Annotated in this window: 14 protein-coding genes and 2 pseudogenes; 6 read left to right on the top strand and 10 right to left on the bottom strand. The window is 67.8% G+C overall.

The window, feature by feature from the left end; all coding sequences use genetic code 11:
- Positions 1 to 79: 79 nt before the first annotated feature.
- The 4 genes and pseudogenes from ACGFT1_RS10510 to dnaB all read right to left on the bottom strand — a co-directional run.
- Positions 80 to 463, bottom strand: a pseudogene (locus ACGFT1_RS10510) (TniQ family protein); the annotation flags it as partial.
- A complete protein-coding gene (locus ACGFT1_RS10505; protein ID WP_373908609.1) occupies positions 464 to 709 on the bottom strand; it encodes a hypothetical protein in 246 nt (81 codons plus the stop codon).
- A gap of 13 nt (positions 710 to 722) precedes the next feature.
- The gene (locus tag ACGFT1_RS10500; protein WP_373908608.1) at positions 723 to 1,133 is read right to left on the bottom strand and encodes a TnsA-like heteromeric transposase endonuclease subunit; all 411 of its coding nucleotides are present in this window, start codon (positions 1,131 to 1,133) and stop codon (positions 723 to 725) included.
- A gap of 281 nt (positions 1,134 to 1,414) precedes the next feature.
- Complete coding sequence (dnaB, locus tag ACGFT1_RS10495; protein WP_373908607.1) at positions 1,415 to 2,893, bottom strand: replicative DNA helicase; 1,479 nt, start codon at positions 2,891 to 2,893, stop codon at positions 1,415 to 1,417.
- A 482-nt stretch (positions 2,894 to 3,375) separates the two neighbouring features.
- Here dnaB and ACGFT1_RS10490 point away from each other — a divergent pair, with 482 nt between their 5' ends.
- Positions 3,376 to 4,713 (top strand): MATE family efflux transporter, encoded by a 1,338-nt coding sequence (locus ACGFT1_RS10490; protein ID WP_373908606.1) that lies wholly within the window; start codon positions 3,376 to 3,378, stop codon positions 4,711 to 4,713.
- Between the two features lie 117 nt (positions 4,714 to 4,830).
- Here ACGFT1_RS10490 and rplI read toward each other — a convergent pair whose 3' ends face one another.
- The 4 genes from rplI to rpsF form a co-directional block, all read right to left on the bottom strand.
- Positions 4,831 to 5,277, bottom strand: a complete 447-nt coding sequence (gene rplI, locus ACGFT1_RS10485; protein WP_356819125.1) for a 50S ribosomal protein L9 — start codon at positions 5,275 to 5,277, stop codon at positions 4,831 to 4,833.
- Positions 5,278 to 5,295: 18 nt separating this feature from the next.
- A complete protein-coding gene (gene rpsR / locus ACGFT1_RS10480; protein WP_003949403.1) occupies positions 5,296 to 5,532 on the bottom strand; it encodes a 30S ribosomal protein S18 in 237 nt (78 codons plus the stop codon).
- Between the two features lie 58 nt (positions 5,533 to 5,590).
- The gene (locus ACGFT1_RS10475; protein WP_373908605.1) at positions 5,591 to 6,196 is read right to left on the bottom strand and encodes a single-stranded DNA-binding protein; all 606 of its coding nucleotides are present in this window, start codon (positions 6,194 to 6,196) and stop codon (positions 5,591 to 5,593) included.
- Positions 6,197 to 6,272: 76 nt separating this feature from the next.
- Positions 6,273 to 6,563 carry a 30S ribosomal protein S6 gene (rpsF, locus tag ACGFT1_RS10470; RefSeq protein WP_121787906.1) on the bottom strand — a complete coding sequence of 97 codons (291 nt, stop codon included), beginning with the start codon at positions 6,561 to 6,563 and terminating at the stop codon, positions 6,273 to 6,275.
- Positions 6,564 to 6,821: 258 nt separating this feature from the next.
- Here rpsF and ACGFT1_RS10465 point away from each other — a divergent pair, with 258 nt between their 5' ends.
- The 3 genes from ACGFT1_RS10465 (at position 6,822) to ACGFT1_RS10455 (ending at position 9,492) form a co-directional block, all read left to right on the top strand.
- Positions 6,822 to 7,133: a hypothetical protein gene (locus tag ACGFT1_RS10465; protein ID WP_373908604.1), complete on the top strand. Its 312-nt coding sequence runs from the start codon at positions 6,822 to 6,824 to the stop codon at positions 7,131 to 7,133.
- A 123-nt stretch (positions 7,134 to 7,256) separates the two neighbouring features.
- Entirely contained in the window at positions 7,257 to 8,375 is a 1,119-nt protein-coding gene (locus ACGFT1_RS10460) for a lipid II:glycine glycyltransferase FemX (RefSeq protein WP_373908603.1), read from the top strand.
- Between the two features lie 85 nt (positions 8,376 to 8,460).
- The gene (locus ACGFT1_RS10455; RefSeq protein ID WP_356819118.1) at positions 8,461 to 9,492 is read left to right on the top strand and encodes an alanine racemase; all 1,032 of its coding nucleotides are present in this window, start codon (positions 8,461 to 8,463) and stop codon (positions 9,490 to 9,492) included.
- Between the two features lie 90 nt (positions 9,493 to 9,582).
- On the opposite strand, the gene ACGFT1_RS10450 is transcribed toward ACGFT1_RS10455, so the two are convergent.
- Complete coding sequence (locus ACGFT1_RS10450) at positions 9,583 to 11,136, bottom strand: glycosyltransferase family 87 protein (protein ID WP_373908602.1); 1,554 nt, start codon at positions 11,134 to 11,136, stop codon at positions 9,583 to 9,585.
- 669 nt (positions 11,137 to 11,805) lie between these two features.
- Positions 11,806 to 13,338 (bottom strand): annotated as a pseudogene (locus ACGFT1_RS10445) (transglycosylase domain-containing protein); the annotation flags it as partial.
- A 1,001-nt stretch (positions 13,339 to 14,339) separates the two neighbouring features.
- On the opposite strand from ACGFT1_RS10445, the gene ACGFT1_RS10440 reads away from it, so the two are divergent.
- Together ACGFT1_RS10440 and ACGFT1_RS10435 are read left to right on the top strand one after the other, a co-directional pair.
- Positions 14,340 to 15,023: a helix-turn-helix transcriptional regulator gene (locus ACGFT1_RS10440; protein WP_373908601.1), complete on the top strand. Its 684-nt coding sequence runs from the start codon at positions 14,340 to 14,342 to the stop codon at positions 15,021 to 15,023.
- Positions 15,024 to 15,067: 44 nt separating this feature from the next.
- A complete protein-coding gene (locus tag ACGFT1_RS10435; protein ID WP_373908600.1) occupies positions 15,068 to 16,150 on the top strand; it encodes an inositol-3-phosphate synthase in 1,083 nt (360 codons plus the stop codon).
- Positions 16,151 to 16,225: the final 75 nt, after the last annotated feature.

The following is a 16,225-nucleotide window of genomic DNA, read 5'->3' as shown; positions in this document are numbered from 1 at the left end:
CCGGGACATAGCGCTGCTGATGCAGCCGTTTCCAAGGCATTTGATCGCACTGGGAGCACGCGTCGGCGAGCAAGCGGTTGTGATCGAGGCAGGCGAACATCCAGCCCAGCCGCCAGCTCAGCTTCCACCGGCCCTTCGTTTCGGCCAGGCAGTCCGGGCAGAAGCGTGATCCGGCCTGGCGTCCCCAGTGGTGCCATCGGCTGACCTGCCTCGTTTCCCGTTTGATCTTGAGTGCTCGGCCGTCGAAGTGTGCGAGCGTCATCGCGTGCAGAACCTGGGGGTTCACGCCGGTGGCGTGAGAGATGCCGGCGGCTTCGTTGTCACGGAGCAGGATCGCCCAGCGGGCTGGGATGTCGCGGTGGCAATCGCCGGCTTCGACCCGTCGGGCCAGGCCAAGAGCTGGCAGCAGGTCGCTCAAGGGTGTCCGCAAGCGATGGGCGATCACCTCGAACCACGAGTCCACTCATGCGGTCCTCCGCAGCACGTGCCCCGCGCTCAGCGGCCGGTCCAGCGCGGTCATCACATGGCCGGACCACAGCAGGTGCAGTACTGCCGACTTCACCAGCGGCCGGGGACGCTCGGGCAGCAGCCGGAAGGCGTCGCCCAGCAACATCCCGTCCAGATCCACGGCCTGCAAGGCCGCCACCAAGTCAGGGTCGAACAGCCAGTCTCGGCGGTAGCCGGCCAGGAACCGGACGTTTTCCCACACGTGCGGCTCCGGCTCACTCCACACCTCGTACCGCCACCCGCGCGACATAACCGCCTCCCGCGTCCAAGTGAACGTGAAGGCGACCTCCGGGCTTCTGAAGCCGGTGGCGCGGCTTGACGTCCACGACCAGCGGGCCGTCGTCCGTCAGCAGCAGATAGTCCGGGATGTGCTTGCGGACCTTGCGGTCCAAGTCGGCCTTGAGCAGGAAGGGCTGGGCGACGATGTGCCGCACCTCCGGAGCGAAGTCGGCGAACAGCAGCCGTCCCAGCTCCAGCCGCGACTCGTAGATCACGTGATCGCCCACGGTCGCGGACCAATACGTGCCGGAATAGTGCTGCTGCCCCTTGTACCAGCGCCACGTCCGCCACGGCCGGGCCTCTCGAAGCAGCCCGAGCGGCACCGACAGCCAGTCCAGGTCCTCCACCACTGCCTCGCAGCGCGCCGGACACTCACTCGTACCGGCGCGGCCACCGCTGTACCCATCGGACCACCTACCCCGCGTTTCCCGAGGCGGCCCGTCAGCCGCCAAACGCTGGGGTCCTGCCTCGGCAAGGCGTGATGACGACTACTGGGGAGGTCCTGTACACGAAGAGGGGAACTACTCGTTCACGGAGCATGATTTCCATCCCCGTGTCCCATTGGCCACTCAGTGGCCATCACTGATGGAAAGTGGCCACGGAATCTGGAAACCTACACGAGTTCCGATCAGGTCTGAGCCATGTCAACGAAACGGGAGTAGTGGCCCTGGAAGGCGACCGTGATCGTGGCGGTGGGGCCGTTACGGTGCTTGGCGACGATCAGGTCGGCCTCGCCCGCGCGCGGGGACTCCTTCTCGTACGCGTCCTCGCGGTGCAGCAGGATGACCATGTCGGCGTCCTGCTCGATGGAACCGGACTCACGCAGGTCGGAGACCATCGGCTTCTTGTCGGTGCGCTGCTCGGGGCCACGGTTGAGCTGGGAGAGGGCGATGACCGGGATCTCCAGCTCCTTCGCGAGCAGCTTGAGGTTACGGGACATGTCCGAGACCTCCTGCTGACGGCTCTCGGCGCGCTTGGAGCCGCCGGACTGCATCAGCTGGAGGTAGTCGATGACGACCAGCTTCAGGTCGTTGCGCTGTTTCAGGCGCCGGCACTTGGCGCGGATCTCCATCATCGACAGGTTCGGGGAGTCGTCGATGTACAGAGGCGCGGCCGAGACGTCCGGCATGCGGCGGGCGAGCCGGGTCCAGTCCTCGTCGGTCATCGTGCCGGAACGCATGTGGTGCAGGGCGACCCGGGCCTCGGCGGACAGAAGTCGCATCGCGATCTCGTTGCGGCCCATTTCGAGAGAGAAGATGACGCTCGGGAGGTTGTTCTTGATCGAGGCGGCCCGCGCGAAGTCCAGTGCGAGCGTCGACTTACCCATGGCGGGGCGGGCCGCGATGACGATCATCTGACCCGGGTGGAGGCCGTTCGTCAGTGAGTCGAAGTCGGTGAACCCGGTGGGTACGCCCGTCATCTCACCGCTGCGTGAGCCGATCGCCTCGATCTCGTCGAGGGCGCCCTCCATGATGTCGCCGAGCGGCAGGTAGTCCTCGCTGGTGCGCTGCTCGGTGACCGCGTAAATCTCCGCCTGGGCGCTGTTGACGATCTCGTCCACGTCGCCGTCGGCCGCGTATCCCATCTGCGTGATGCGCGTGCCGGCCTCGACCAGGCGGCGCAGGACGGCCCGCTCGTGGACGATCTCCGCGTAGTACTCGGCGTTGGCCGCCGTCGGCACGGTCTGGACGAGGGTGTGCAGATACGCGGCCCCGCCGACCTTGTTGATCTCGCCGCGCTTGGTGAGTTCGGCGGCGATGGTGATCGGGTCCGCCGGCTCACCCTTGGCGTAGATGTCCAGGATGGCCTGGTAGATCGTCTCGTGCGCGGGCTTGTAGAAGTCGTGGCCCTTGAGGATCTCCACGACATCGGCGATGGCGTCCTTCGACAGCAGCATGCCGCCCAGCACCGACTGCTCGGCATCCAGATCCTGGGGAGGCACCCGCTCGAACGACGAGCCGGCACCCTCCCAGGCACCGTTGTCCCGGCCCCGGTCGTGCTGTTCGTCACGGCCCCGGCCGCCGTCACCACGCCGCCGGGAGGCCGGCAGACGATCACTGGGCCCGCTGTCGGCCCACGGATCGTCCAAGGGCTCGGAAATGCTCACCGAGCCACCTCCTCCCGTCCGCACGGCGGACCTCGCCGTGACGTCTTTTGTACGGCACGACACTGACAAACCAAGAGGCCCAACTCCGCTTCGATTGCGTCGGATTTGTGACGTTTCCCGCGCCGGAACAGGGATGCTTCCGGGGCCGCGGGAAGGAGCGGGCGCCGGACCACGGTAGGCCCGTCGGCACCGTCAGCCAATCTGGTTATCCACAGGCCATGTGGACGACCGCCCCGATGCTGTGGAGAACTCGCCGAAACCTGTGCACGACCCGGTGGACAGCCCTGTGAACAAGCCCTCGATCCTCTCAAGAGGAGCCCGCTGACCAGCACTTTTGCCGTCCACTGGCTGTGCAGAAGAAAAACTTTCCCCATCGGGCCAAGATCGCTTCGAACGGTTCCCGAAAGGACACGCCATGAGACCGCAAGTAAGGATCAATAGCCAGTTGCATCACTTACCTGTGGACGATTAGATTGACGCGCATGACACAGGCTCCAGCGACCCCCCGCGCCACCCGGCGACGGCACGACCGGGACATCGTCGCACTGGCCGTCCCGGCCTTCGGCGCCCTGGTCGCCGAGCCCCTGTTCGTCCTGGCGGACAGCGCCATCGTCGGCCATCTCGGGACCGCCCAGCTCGCCGGTCTCGGCGTTGCCTCGGCGCTCCTCACGACCGCCGTGAGCATCTTCGTCTTCCTCGCCTACGCCACCACGGCCGCCGTGGCCCGCCGCGTGGGCGCCGGTGATCTCCAGGCAGCCATCCGGCAAGGCATGGACGGAATCTGGCTGGCGCTGCTGCTCGGTGCCGCGGTGATCGCCGTCGTCCTGCCCTTCGCCCCGGTGATCGTGGACCTTTTCGGCGCCTCCGCCACAGCGGCCCCGTACGCCACGACGTACCTGCGCATCTCCGCACTGGGCATCCCCGCCATGCTCGGGGTCCTGGCCGCCACCGGTGTCCTGCGCGGCCTGCACGACACCCGGACTCCCCTCTACGTCGCGGTCGGCGGCTTCGTCGCCAACGCCGGACTGAACCTGGTGCTGGTCTACGGCGCCGGACTCGGCATCGCCGGTTCCGCCTGGGGCACGGTCATCGCGCAGTGCGGGATGGCGGCCGTCTACCTGGCCGTCGTCGTCCGCGGGGCCCGGCGGCACGGTGCTTCCCTCCGCCCGGACGCCGCCGGCATCAAAGCCTCGGCCCGGGCAGGCGTCCCTCTTCTCGTCCGCACGTTGTCCCTGAGGGCGATCATCATGATCGCCACGGCCGTCGCGGCACGGCTCGGTGACGCCGACATCGCCGCACATCAGATCACCCTGTCGCTGTGGAACCTGCTGGCCTTCGCGCTCGACGCGATCGCGATCGCTGGACAGGCCATCATCGGCCGGTACCTCGGCGCCGACGACGCCGAAGGCGCACGCGAGGCGTGCCGCCGCATGATCCAGTGGGGGATCGCGACCGGTGTCGTTCTCGGCCTGCTCGTGGTCGCCGCCCGGCCGCTGTTTCTGCCGCTGTTCACCAGCGATCCCGCGGTCCAGGACGTCGCCCTGCCGGCGCTGCTGCTGGTGGCACTCTCCCAGCCCGTCTGCGGGATCGTCTTCGTCCTGGACGGGGTTCTGATGGGCGCGGGCGACGGCCCCTACCTTGCCTGGGCCATGGTCGTCACCCTGGCGGTGTTTGCTCCGGCGGCCCTGCTGGTGCCCGCTCTCGGCGGCGGACTCACCGCTGTCTGGGCGGCGATGGCGCTGATGATGACGGTGCGCATGCTGACCCTGTGGCTCCGTGCCCGCTCGGGCCGCTGGATCGTGACAGGCGCGGCCCGCTGACCGTTTCACGTGAAACACGGCGCCACCGCACTTCCGCCATGGTGAAAGGGGCCGCACCCGTCACGGGTACGGCCCCTTTCATCTGCTGCTCAGGTGAGCACAGTGATCACGCAGCGATCAGGCCGCGACGACCTCGATGCTGACCTTGGCGGCAACCTCGGGGTGCAGACGCACGGACGTCTCGTGGGCGCCCAGGGTCTTGATCGGAGAGGTCAGCTCGACGCGGCGCTTGTCGACCTCGGGGCCACCGGAAGCCTTGATCGCGGAAGCGATGTCGGCCGGGGTGACAGAACCGAAGAGACGGCCGGAGTCGCCGGAGCGGACGGCCAGAGTGACCTTGACGCCCTCGAGCTGGCCCTTGATCTGGTTGGCCTGCTCGATGGTCTGGATCTCGTGGATCTTGCGAGCGCGACGAATCTGCTCGACGTCCTTCTCGCCACCCTTGGTCCAGCGGATAGCGAACTTCCGCGGGATCAGGTAGTTGCGAGCGTAACCGTCCTTGACGTCGACGACGTCGCCCGCGGCACCGAGGCCGGAGACCTCGTGGGTGAGGATGATCTTCATGAGTGGGTCACCCTTCCCTTATCGCGCGGTGGACGTGTAGGGCAGCAGCGCCATCTCACGGCTGTTCTTGACGGCCGTGGCGACGTCACGCTGGTGCTGCGTGCAGTTGCCGGTCACGCGGCGGGCACGGATCTTGCCGCGGTCGGAAATGAACTTCCGCAGCATGTTCGTGTCCTTGTAGTCCACGTACGTGACCTTGTCCTTGCAGAATGCGCAGACCTTCTTCTTCGGCTTGCGCACAGGCGGCTTCGCCATTGGTGTTTCTCCTGTGTGATCAAGAAGTTGGGGTACGGCCCACCCTCAGCCCGAGGGCTTAGAAGGGGGGCTCGTCCGAGTAGCCGCCGCCGCTGCCGCTGCCGCTGCCGCCGGAGCTTCCGCCCCAGCCGCCGCCGGCCTGGTTGCCACCGGCGGGAGTGCCGGTCGCCCAGGGGTCGTCGGCCGGAGCGCCGGAGCCGGCACCCTGCTGGGCGCCACCGGAGCCACCGCCCCAGCCGCCGCCCTGCTGGCCGCCGCCACCGCCGCTGTAGCCCCCCTGGCCACCGCGGCCGCCACCACCGGCGGTCTTGGTGACCTTGGCCGTGGCATTGCGCAGGCTGGGGCCGACTTCCTCGACGTCCAGCTCGTAGACCGTGCGCTTGACGCCCTCACGGTCCTCATAGGACCGCTGCTTCAGCCGGCCCTGCACGATGACGCGCATGCCTCGCTGGAGCGACTCGGCGACGTTCTCCGCCGCCTGACGCCAGACCGAGCAGGTCAGGAAGAGGCTTTCGCCGTCCTTCCACTCGTTCGTCTGGCGGTCGAAGGTGCGGGGAGTGGACGCGACACGGAACTTCGCGACCGCCGCACCGGACGGGGTGAAGCGCAGCTCGGGGTCGTCGACAAGATTGCCGATGACCGTGATGACGGTCTCGCCTGCCATGGGGGAACCTCTCGGCGGGTTTGCTGCTGGCTGCTTGGTGCTGCTACTCGAGTCCCGGGATCAGCTGAGCGGAAGCTCAGTGCATCTCGGGGCGGAGGACCTTGGTCCGGAGGATCGACTCGTTCAGGTTCATCTGGCGGTCGAGCTCCTTGACGACCGCAGGCTCGGCCTGGAGGTCGATGACCGAGTAGATGCCCTCGGGCTTCTTCTTGATCTCGTAGGCGAGACGACGACGGCCCCAGGTGTCGACCTTCTCGACCTTGCCGCCACCGTCACGGACGACGGACAGGAAGTTCTCGATCAGCGGGGAGACAGCACGCTCTTCGAGATCGGGGTCGAGGATGACCATCACCTCGTAGTGACGCATGTGGAACCCACCTCCTTCGGACTCAGCGGCCACGGTCGTTCCGTGGCAGGAGGGTTGTGATGCGTACGCAACGGTATCGGCCACCACTGACAGTCGAGGGCCCCGAGGGGCACCCGGTGGGTGTGGGCAGACACCGTGCAGACGGTACAGACTACCCGCACACCCGCTTCCGGTTGAAATCCTGCCGCCGAGGCCGTCAATCTGTACGCATCGGGTGTCGACGGCGCTACCATGCGCCGCTTCCGCAGGAGGTGCCCTATGGCACAGGCATTGCAGCCCAACACAGCCGGATCCCTGTTCGCGACGGACGGCAAGTCCCATCCGCTCCAGGACGCCCTCATGGCGGCGACGCTGGTCCTGGGGCTGCTGTCCTTCATCACGTCGTTCTTCCACGGACTCCACCTGCTGACGTCCTGGGCCGGCCTGGCCGGGCTCCTGGTCGGCGTGTACGGACAGTGGATCTCCGTGACCACTCGCGAGCGCTTCGGTCTGATCCTGGGCCTCGGTGCCTCGGGAATCGGTTTCCTGCTCGGCATGGCACACGGCGGGCTGTTCGGGGGGCTCATCTGACTGACCCGTCCGGGCTAAGGCCCGTACGCCCAGTCGGGGCGCTCGCGGGGCGCAGTAGGCTTCGGCGCGAGAGCCGGAGCCCCTGTACCCATGGGGACACACCAGCCCGAGGAGCGCCCCGACATGAGCCTGACCCTGAGGACCATCAGCCGTGAGCAACATCTGGCTTTCATCCAGAGCCTGCCTGCGGCGAGCCACATGCAGGTCCCGGCATGGGCCGATGTGAAGGCCGAGTGGCGCTCGGAGAACCTCGGCTGGTTCGACAAGAGCGGCCAGCTGGTCGGCGTCGGCCTGGTCCTCTACCGCCAGTTGCCCAAGATCAAGCGCTATCTGGCGTACCTGCCCGAGGGCCCGGTCATCAACTGGTATGCGCCGAACCTGGACGACTGGATCCAGCCGATGCTGGCGCACCTGAAGCAGCAGGGCGCCTTCTCCGTGAAGATGGGTCCGCCGGTGATCATCCGGCGCTGGAACGCGGACACCATCAAGCGGGGCATCCAGGACCCGGACATCAAGCGGCTGCGCGACCTGGAGGCCGACTTCATCGAGCCGCGCGCCTTCGAGGTGTCCGACAAGCTGCGCCGCATGGGCTGGCAGCAGGGCGAGGACGGCGGTGCCGGCTTCGGTGACGTGCAGCCCCGCTACGTCTACCAGGTGCCGCTGGCCAACCGTTCCCTGGAAGAGGTCCACAAGAACTTCAACCAGCTGTGGCGCCGCAACATCAAGAAGGCCGAGAAGGCCGGCGTGGAGGTCGTCCAGGGCGGCTACCAGGACCTGGCCGAGTGGCAGCGGCTGTACGAGATCACGGCCGTCCGCGATCACTTCCGGCCCCGCCCGCTGTCGTACTTCCAGCGCATGTGGACGGCCCTCAACACCGAGGACCCCAACCGCATGCGGCTGTACTTCGCCCGGCACAACGGGGTGAACCTGTCCGCGGCGACCATGCTGATCGTCGGGGGGCACGTCTGGTACTCCTACGGCGCCTCCGACAACATCGGCCGCGAGGTCCGGCCGTCCAACGCGATGCAGTGGCGGATGCTGTGCGACGCCTACGCGCTCGGCGCCACCGTCTACGACCTGCGCGGTATCTCCGACTCGCTGGACGAGACCGACCACCTCTTCGGCCTCATCCAGTTCAAGGTCGGCACCGGCGGCCAGGCCGCCGAGTACCTCGGCGAGTGGGACTTCCCGTTGAACAAGCTGCTCCACAAGGCGCTCGACATCTACATGTCGCGCCGCTGAGCGGCGCGGGCGTTTGATTCCATAGCCTTCACAGTTCTCACTTCACCGATCCACCGCAGTCACGAGAAAGGTCCCGGGTCCGGCCATGGCGCTCACGCTCTACGTCGACACCGCGCGCTGGCGTGCGCACCACAAGCACGTGCAGGAGCAGTTCCCGGGGCTGGTCCCGGTCTGCAAGGGCAACGGCTACGGCTTCGGGCACGAACGGCTGTCGGAGGAGGCCACACGGCTCGGTGCCGACCTGCTCGCCGTCGGCACCACGTACGAGGCCGCGCGCATCAAGGACTTCTTCGGCGGTGACCTGCTGGTGCTGACGCCGTACCGGCGTGGCGAGGAGCCGGTGCCGCTGCCCGACCGGGTGGTGCGCTCGGTGTCGTCGATCGACGGCGTGTACGGCCTCGTCGGCGCCCGTGTCGTCATCGAGGTGATGTCCTCGATGAAGCGGCACGGTGTCAGCGAGCAGGAGCTGCCGCAGCTGCACCAGGCCATAGAGAACGTCCGGCTGGAGGGCTTCGCCATCCACCTGCCGCTGGACCGCACCGACGGTTCGGACGCCGTCGAGGAGGTCATCGGCTGGATGGACCGGCTGCGCGCGGCCCGGCTGCCGCTGCACACGATGTTCGTCAGCCATCTCAAGGCGGACGAGCTGGCCCGGCTCCAGCAGCAGTTCCCGCAGACGCGGTTCCGCGCCCGCATCGGCACGCGGCTGTGGCTGGGGGACCACGAGGCCACCGAGTACCACGGTGCCGTACTGGACGTCACACGCGTGGCGAAGGGTGACCGGTTCGGTTACCGGCAGCAGAAGGCGGCCTCCGACGGCTTCCTGGTGGTCGTGGCGGGCGGTACGTCGCACGGGGTGGGCCTGGAGGCCCCGAAGGCCCTGCACGGCGTCATGCCGCGGGCCAAGGGTGTCGCACGGGCCGGGCTCGCCACGGTCAACCGGAACCTCTCGCCGTTCGTCTGGGGCGGCAAGCAGCGCTGGTTCGCCGAGCCGCCGCACATGCAGGTGTCCATCCTGTTCGTCCCCGCCGACGCCCCCGAGCCGAAGGTCGGTGACGAGCTGGTGGCGCATCTGCGGCACACCACCACCCAGTTCGACCGGATCGTGGACCGCTGAGCCCGTCCGGACAGCGCGAAGGCCGTACACCGGAATTCCGGCGTACGGCCTTCCGCATGACCTGACGGACAGGCCAGGAGGGTTGTTCGCTCAGAGCGAACTGTCGTTGCCGGCCGGTGCCCCCGGCCTGCCCCAGTCCACCTGCGGCCCCTCGAAGCTGGCCGCGTGCGGCGACGGACGGGCCGCCGCGCCGAACACGAAGGCGTCCTCCGCACCGTCGAGCACCCCGCCCGAGGGATCGTCGTCTCCGGCCCGGCGCACGACGTCACGCTCCGGCATGAGGATGTCCCGTACGACGACGGCGCACAGGTACAGCGTGCCCAGCAGATGGACGACGATCGTCCAGTGGTAGCCCTGCGTCGGCAGGCCCTTGTGGGCCTCACCGCTGGTCGTGTAGGCGAGGTACAGCCAGATGCCCAGGAAGTACGCCACCTCGCACGCCTGCCAGATCAGGAAGTCGCGCCACTTGGGCCGGGCGAGGACCGCCAGCGGCACCAGCCACAGGACGTACTGCGGGGAGTAGACCTTGTTGGTGAGGACGAAGGCCGCCACCATCAGGAACGCCAGCTGGGCGAAGCGCGGGCGGCGCGGAGCCGTGAACGCCAGCGCGGCGATGCCGAGGAAGCACAGCACCACCAGCACCATGGCGGCGCTGTTGACGAAGCCGGTGGTGGGCGGGTTGCTGGAGTTCTGCGACCAGATCAGCCAGAAGGAGCCGAAGTCGACGCCGCGCTCCTCGCTGAAGGTGTAGAACTTCGCCCAGCCTTCGCGGATGTGGAAGCCCGACGCGTCATGCGTGAGCATCACGGGCAGGTCCACCACGAGCCAGGCAACCACCGCACCTGCCACGGCGTGACCGAACTGCCGCCATCTGCCGGCCCGCCAGCAGAGCACCAGCAGCGGACCCAGCAGCAGGACGGGATAGAGCTTGGCGGCCGTGGCGAGGCCCAGCAGGACGCCGAAGGCGAGGCCCCGGCCCCGCGACCACATCAGCATCGCGGCGGCCGTCAGAGCCACCGCCAGCAGGTCCCAGTTGATGGTCGCCGTCAGGGCGAAGGCGGGCGACAGGGCGACCAGCAGGCCGTCCCAGGGGCGCCGGCGATGGGTGCGGGCCACGCCGACGGCGACGACCGCGGCGCACACCATCAGCATCCCGGCGTTGACGAACCAGTACCACTGCTCCTGGTGCTGGATGCTGCCGCTGTGCGGGGTCAGCCAGGAGGCCACCTCCATGAACAGACCGGTCAGCACCGGGTATTCGAGGTAGCCCATGTCGCCCGGCAGCTTGTCGAAGTACGGCACGAGATGGTCGGCGAACCCACGGCCCTGGTAGAGGTGCGGGATGTCCGAGTAGCAGGCGTGCGTGTACTGGCTGCTCGCGCCGAAGAACCAGGCGCTGTGGTAGCAGGGCGCCTTCTGGACCAGGCCTAGGGCGAACATGCCGATCGCCACGAGCACCACGATCCGTACGGGCGTCCACCAGGAGGTCCCGGACAGGGCGCGCTGCCCCAGCGGGCCGCCGATCAGCTCACTGCCGGCGGCGGCGACCTCGTCCTCCCTGGTCGGCTGCACCGGTTGCGCCGTGGCGGCCCGCACGGGCTCGGGCTCGCGCATGCTCGCGGGCGTCATCTCTGCACTGGGCATGAGGCACATCCTGCCGTACCTGCCCCGGGACACGCCGAGGGCCGCCGCACCTCGTGGGTGCGGCGGCCCGTGTTTCACGTGAAACACCCTCCGTCGGCGATATGGGCACCAACCGGGCAGGTCGCCTCGCTAGCCGGTCGGGCCTCCGAAGAAGCCGCCGTTACCGTTGCCGTTGCCCCGGGTGTTTCCGTTGCCGGCTGTGTCCGTGGGCGTCGGGGTGGTGCCTCCGTCGGTGCCCCCACCCGTGTCCGTGCCACCGGTGCCGGTGGTGTTCCCGTCGCAGGTGTTGCCCCACCCGAAGGTGCAGGACGCGCTGGCCGAGGGAGACGGCGTGGGCGTCGTCTCACTGGGCGTCGGACTCGGTGTGGCGCTGGGCGTCGGCGTCGGAGTCGGGGTGAAGGTGGCGCTCGGGGTCGGGGAGGGGGCGCCCACCTCGTCCTGGACCGAGCCGATCTCGGTGGCGGCCGGGAAACCAGGGTCGTTCTTGCCCTTGAGCGCGGACCTCATGTACTCGGTCCATACCGATGTCGGGATGTCGCCACCGTGGATGGAGTCCACGCCCGCCGTACCGTTCATGGACAGCAGCTTGTGGTCCTTGGGGTTCTCGCGGAACATCGCCACGGAGGTCGACAGCTGCTGGGTGTAGCCGACGAACCAGGCCGACTTGTTCTCGTCGGTGGTACCGGTCTTGCCGGCCGCCGTCCGGCCGAGAGCCTTGGCGTTCGTGCCCGTGCCGTTCTGGATCACGTTCTCCAGGACGTCCGTGACGTTGTTGGCGATGTTCGGGTCCAGTACCTGCTGGGGGGCGGGCCTGGGCTTGACGAAGCTGGGCGCGTCCGCGCCGTTGACCTTGACCGCGGTCACCGAGTACGGGTCCGTCTGCTTGCCGGACGCGGCGAACGTCGCGTAGGCGTCGGCCATGCGGATCGCGCTGGGCGTCGACGTACCGATGGCGAAGGACGGGTTGAGGTCCTGCGACATGCTGTCACCGAGGATGCCGGCGGACTTGGCGACGTCCCGCACGTGTGTCATCCCCACATCGACACCGAGCTGCACGAACGGTGTGTTGACGGACTGCTCCATCGCCTTGCGCAGGGTGATGTACCCCCACGGATGGTCGCTCTCGTTGTTCTGGAAGAAGTACGAATTGTCCTTGTTGAGGTAGAACGACCCGTCCGGCTTGTGGACCTTCAGGTGGTCGTTGCCGTTGTACTTGCTCAGCGGAGAGAGACCCTCGCCCTTGGAGTCGTACGTGCCGTACTTCATGGCCGCGGCGAGCACGAACGGCTTCCAGGTCGAACCCACCGGGACGCCGGAGGTGTCGGCGTTGTTCGTGAAGTGCCCGTTCTCGTAGCCGTCACCGCCGTAGAGCGCGACGATGGCGCCGTCCCTGGGCACCACCGAGGCGGCGCCGAACTGGACGTACTTGTCGAGGTCGCGGTGCTTCGGATCGAGCCGGTCCTTCTGGACGTTCTTGACGGCCTTGGCCAGGGCGCTGACCTTGCCCTTCTGGAACGTCGTGTAGATCTGGTAACCACCCCGGTCGAACTGGGCCTCCGTGATGTCGGAGTGGGCGAGCACGTACTTCTTCGCCGTGTCGGCCAGGTAGCTGATCTGCCCGGTCATGCCCTTGGTCGCCTTGCGGCCGTCCGGCATCGGGTACTTCTTGATCGCCTTCTGGTAGTCGACGTCGCTGAGGTGCTTGTCCTTGTGCATCTCGCCCAGGATCCAGGCCCAGCGGGCCTGGGACCGCTTCTTGTTGGCCTCCGCGCTCGCCGACTTGTCGAGATCTTGGGCGCCCGCCGGGTCGTAGTACGTCGGGCCCTTGAGCAGGGCCGCGAGGACTGCGCACTCGCTCGGCTGGAGGTCGACCGCGTCCTTGCCGTAGTAGGTCTGCGCCGCGGCCTGGATGCCGTACGCGCCCCGGCCGAAGTACGAGGTGTTCAGGTAGCCGCGCAGGATGTCGTTCTTCTTCAGCTTCGTGCCCACCTTGATGGAGATGAACATCTCCTTGAACTTACGGGTGAGCGTCTGGTCCTGGCTGAGGTACGTGTTCTTCACGTACTGCTGGGTGATGGTCGAGCCGCCCTGCGTCTGACCGCCCCGCGCCATGTTGGCCACGGCGCGCGCGATGCCCATGGGGTCGATACCCGAGTCCTGGTAGAAGGACTTGTTCTCGGCGGAGATCACGGCGTAGCGCATCGCCACCGGGATCTGCTCGATGTTGACGTTCTGCCGGTTGACGCCGGTACCCGTGGCGACCATCTGGCTGTGGTCGGCCCAGTAGTAGACGTTGTTCTGGGACTTGGCCGCGTCGTTCTCGTTGGGGATCGAGACCATCGCGTACCCGATGCCCACCATCGCGACCAGACCGCCGACGAAGCCGATGAACAGGCCGCTGACCAGCTTCCAGGACGGCACCCAGCGCCCCCAGCCGTGCCTGCCGGCCCGGGGATAGTCGATCAGCCGCTTCTTGCCGGGTGCCGTTGCCGCCCGGCCCCTGCCGCGTCCGGGACCGGCCGGACCGCCCGGACCACCGCGCCGGCCGTCCGCGGCCGCGTCGGCCGGTCTGCGGCGGCCGCCCTTCTGCGCCGCCCGGCGGGCCTCGGCACGGCTGCCGTAGGCATCGCCTCCCGAGTCCTGGGAATCCGGACCATAGGAACTGGACGCATAGGAGTCGGCAGGGGACCCGGTGGCGCCTCGCGGTGCCGCACGGCGGCCGGGGGACGAACCGGACTGGCCGCGTCGGGCCGCGGCACGTCCGCCTCCCTGCGGCTGCGGCGGTTTGCGACGGTGCTCGCTCATCGAACGATTTACTCCTCGGGCAGGCGCACCCGTGCGCGCCTGGAACGGCGGCTGGTTTCCGGTCCCCCCGAAGTACGGATGTGGTCGGTTCCGCATTCACCCGTACTGCACCTAGGACGACGACGCGTCCCGGGCACCACGTGGTTCCCGGTGGTGTGCATGCCGCACAGACTACGCACCGCCAAAACCTGCCGAGCCGCGAAGTTCACCCCAAACCAGGCAACTTGCCTCCAACGAATCGGTGATGTGATCCCGTTCACCGTCGTCCCCCTTGTCGCCCGCAGTCGGGCCGCTCTATCGTGCTGATGTATCGAGTCGATACATCAGCACGGTATAAAGACACGGACAGGCACTGCGAGACCTGCGGGATCGGCCTGCGGGACCGGGAGGAGGCGACGATGAGCCGGCGTTCCGGCATCCTTGAGTTCGCCGTACTCGGCCTGCTCCGCGAATCCCCGATGCACGGCTATGAGCTGCGCAAACGCCTGAACACGTCACTGGGTGTGTTCCGTGCGTTCAGCTACGGGACGCTGTACCCCTGCCTGAAGACGCTGGTCACCAACGGCTGGCTGATCGAGGAGCCGGGAAGCACCCACGAGGACGCGCTCGCCGCTCCTCTCGCCGGCCGCCGCGCCAAGATCGTTTACCGGCTGACGGCGGAAGGCAAGGAGCACTTCGAGGAGCTGCTCTCACAGACCGGCCCCGACGCGTACGAGGACGAGCACTTCGCCGCACGGTTCGCCTTCTTCGGGCAGACCTCGCGCGATGTGCGCATGCGCGTGCTGGAGGGCCGGCGCAGCCGCCTGGAGGAGCGCCTGGAGAAGATGCGCGCCTCGCTGGCGCGCACCCGGGAGCGCCTGGACGACTACACGCTTGAGCTACAGCGCCACGGCATGGAGTCCGTGGAGCGCGAAGTGCGCTGGCTGAACGAGCTCATCGAGAGCGAGCGGGCCGGGCGGGACCTGAAGGGTTCCGCGTCCGGGGGGACCGCTCAGCAGGACACCACCACAGGATCGACGGGCGGCCTGCCCCGCCCCGGGGACACCCCCGGGACGGATACGCCCGACGACACCGCCACGTGAGCGCCCAGTCAGGGCCTCACTCGTACACACAGGGAGCAACCGGAATGGGTTCGGTTCGCGTAGCCATCGTCGGCGTGGGCAACTGCGCGGCGTCGCTGGTGCAGGGAGTCGAGTACTACAAGGACGCCGACCCGGCGTCCAGGGTCCCCGGCCTGATGCACGTGCAGTTCGGTGACTACCACGTGCGCGACGTCGAGTTCGTCGCCGCGTTCGACGTCGACGCCAAGAAGGTCGGCCTGGACCTCGCGGACGCGATCGGCGCCTCCGAGAACAACACCATCAAGATCTGCGACGTTCCCACCACCGGTGTGACGGTCCAGCGCGGCCACACCCTCGACGGTCTCGGCAAGTACTACCGAGAGACCATCGAGGAGTCGGACGCCGAGCCGGTCGACATCGTCCAGATCCTGAAGGACAAGCAGGTCGACGTCCTGGTCTGCTACCTCCCCGTGGGTTCGGAGGCCGCCGCGAAGTTCTACGCGCAGGCCGCCATCGACGCCAAGGTCGCCTTCGTCAACGCCCTCCCGGTCTTCATCGCCGGCACCAAGGAATGGGCGGACAAGTTCACCGAGGCCGGTGTGCCGATCGTCGGTGACGACATCAAGTCCCAGGTCGGTGCCACCATCACGCACCGCGTCATGGCGAAGCTCTTCGAAGACCGCGGTGTCGTCCTCGACCGCACGATGCAGCTGAACGTCGGCGGCAACATGGACTTCAAGAACATGCTCGAGCGCGAGCGCCTGGAGTCCAAGAAGATCTCCAAGACGCAGGCCGTCACCTCCCAGATCCCCGACCGGGACCTGGGTGAGAAGAACGTCCACATCGGCCCGTCGGACTACGTGGCCTGGCTGGACGACCGCAAGTGGGCCTACGTCCGCCTCGAGGGCCGCGCCTTCGGTGACGTCCCGCTGAACCTGGAGTACAAGCTCGAGGTCTGGGACTCCCCGAACTCCGCGGGTGTCATCATCGACGCCCTGCGCGCCGCGAAGATCGCCAAGGACCGCGGCATCGGCGGCCCGATCCTGTCGGCGTCCTCGTACTTCATGAAGTCCCCGCCGGTGCAGTACTTCGACGACGAGGCCCGCGAGAACGTCGAGAAGTTCATCCGCGGTGACGTCGAGCGCTAGTCACAGCTGATCGCCGGCTCGGTACAGCGGCGCATCGCACAACGCTCCTGCCAGGGCGGTGAAGGTCCCCGGGTC

This window comes from Streptomyces sp. Y20 (assembly GCF_043195475.1).
GTDB lineage: Bacteria > Actinomycetota > Actinomycetes > Streptomycetales > Streptomycetaceae > Streptomyces.
The sequence above is the reverse complement of the archived record's forward strand: the minus strand, read 5'-3'. Positions and strand labels throughout refer to the sequence as shown.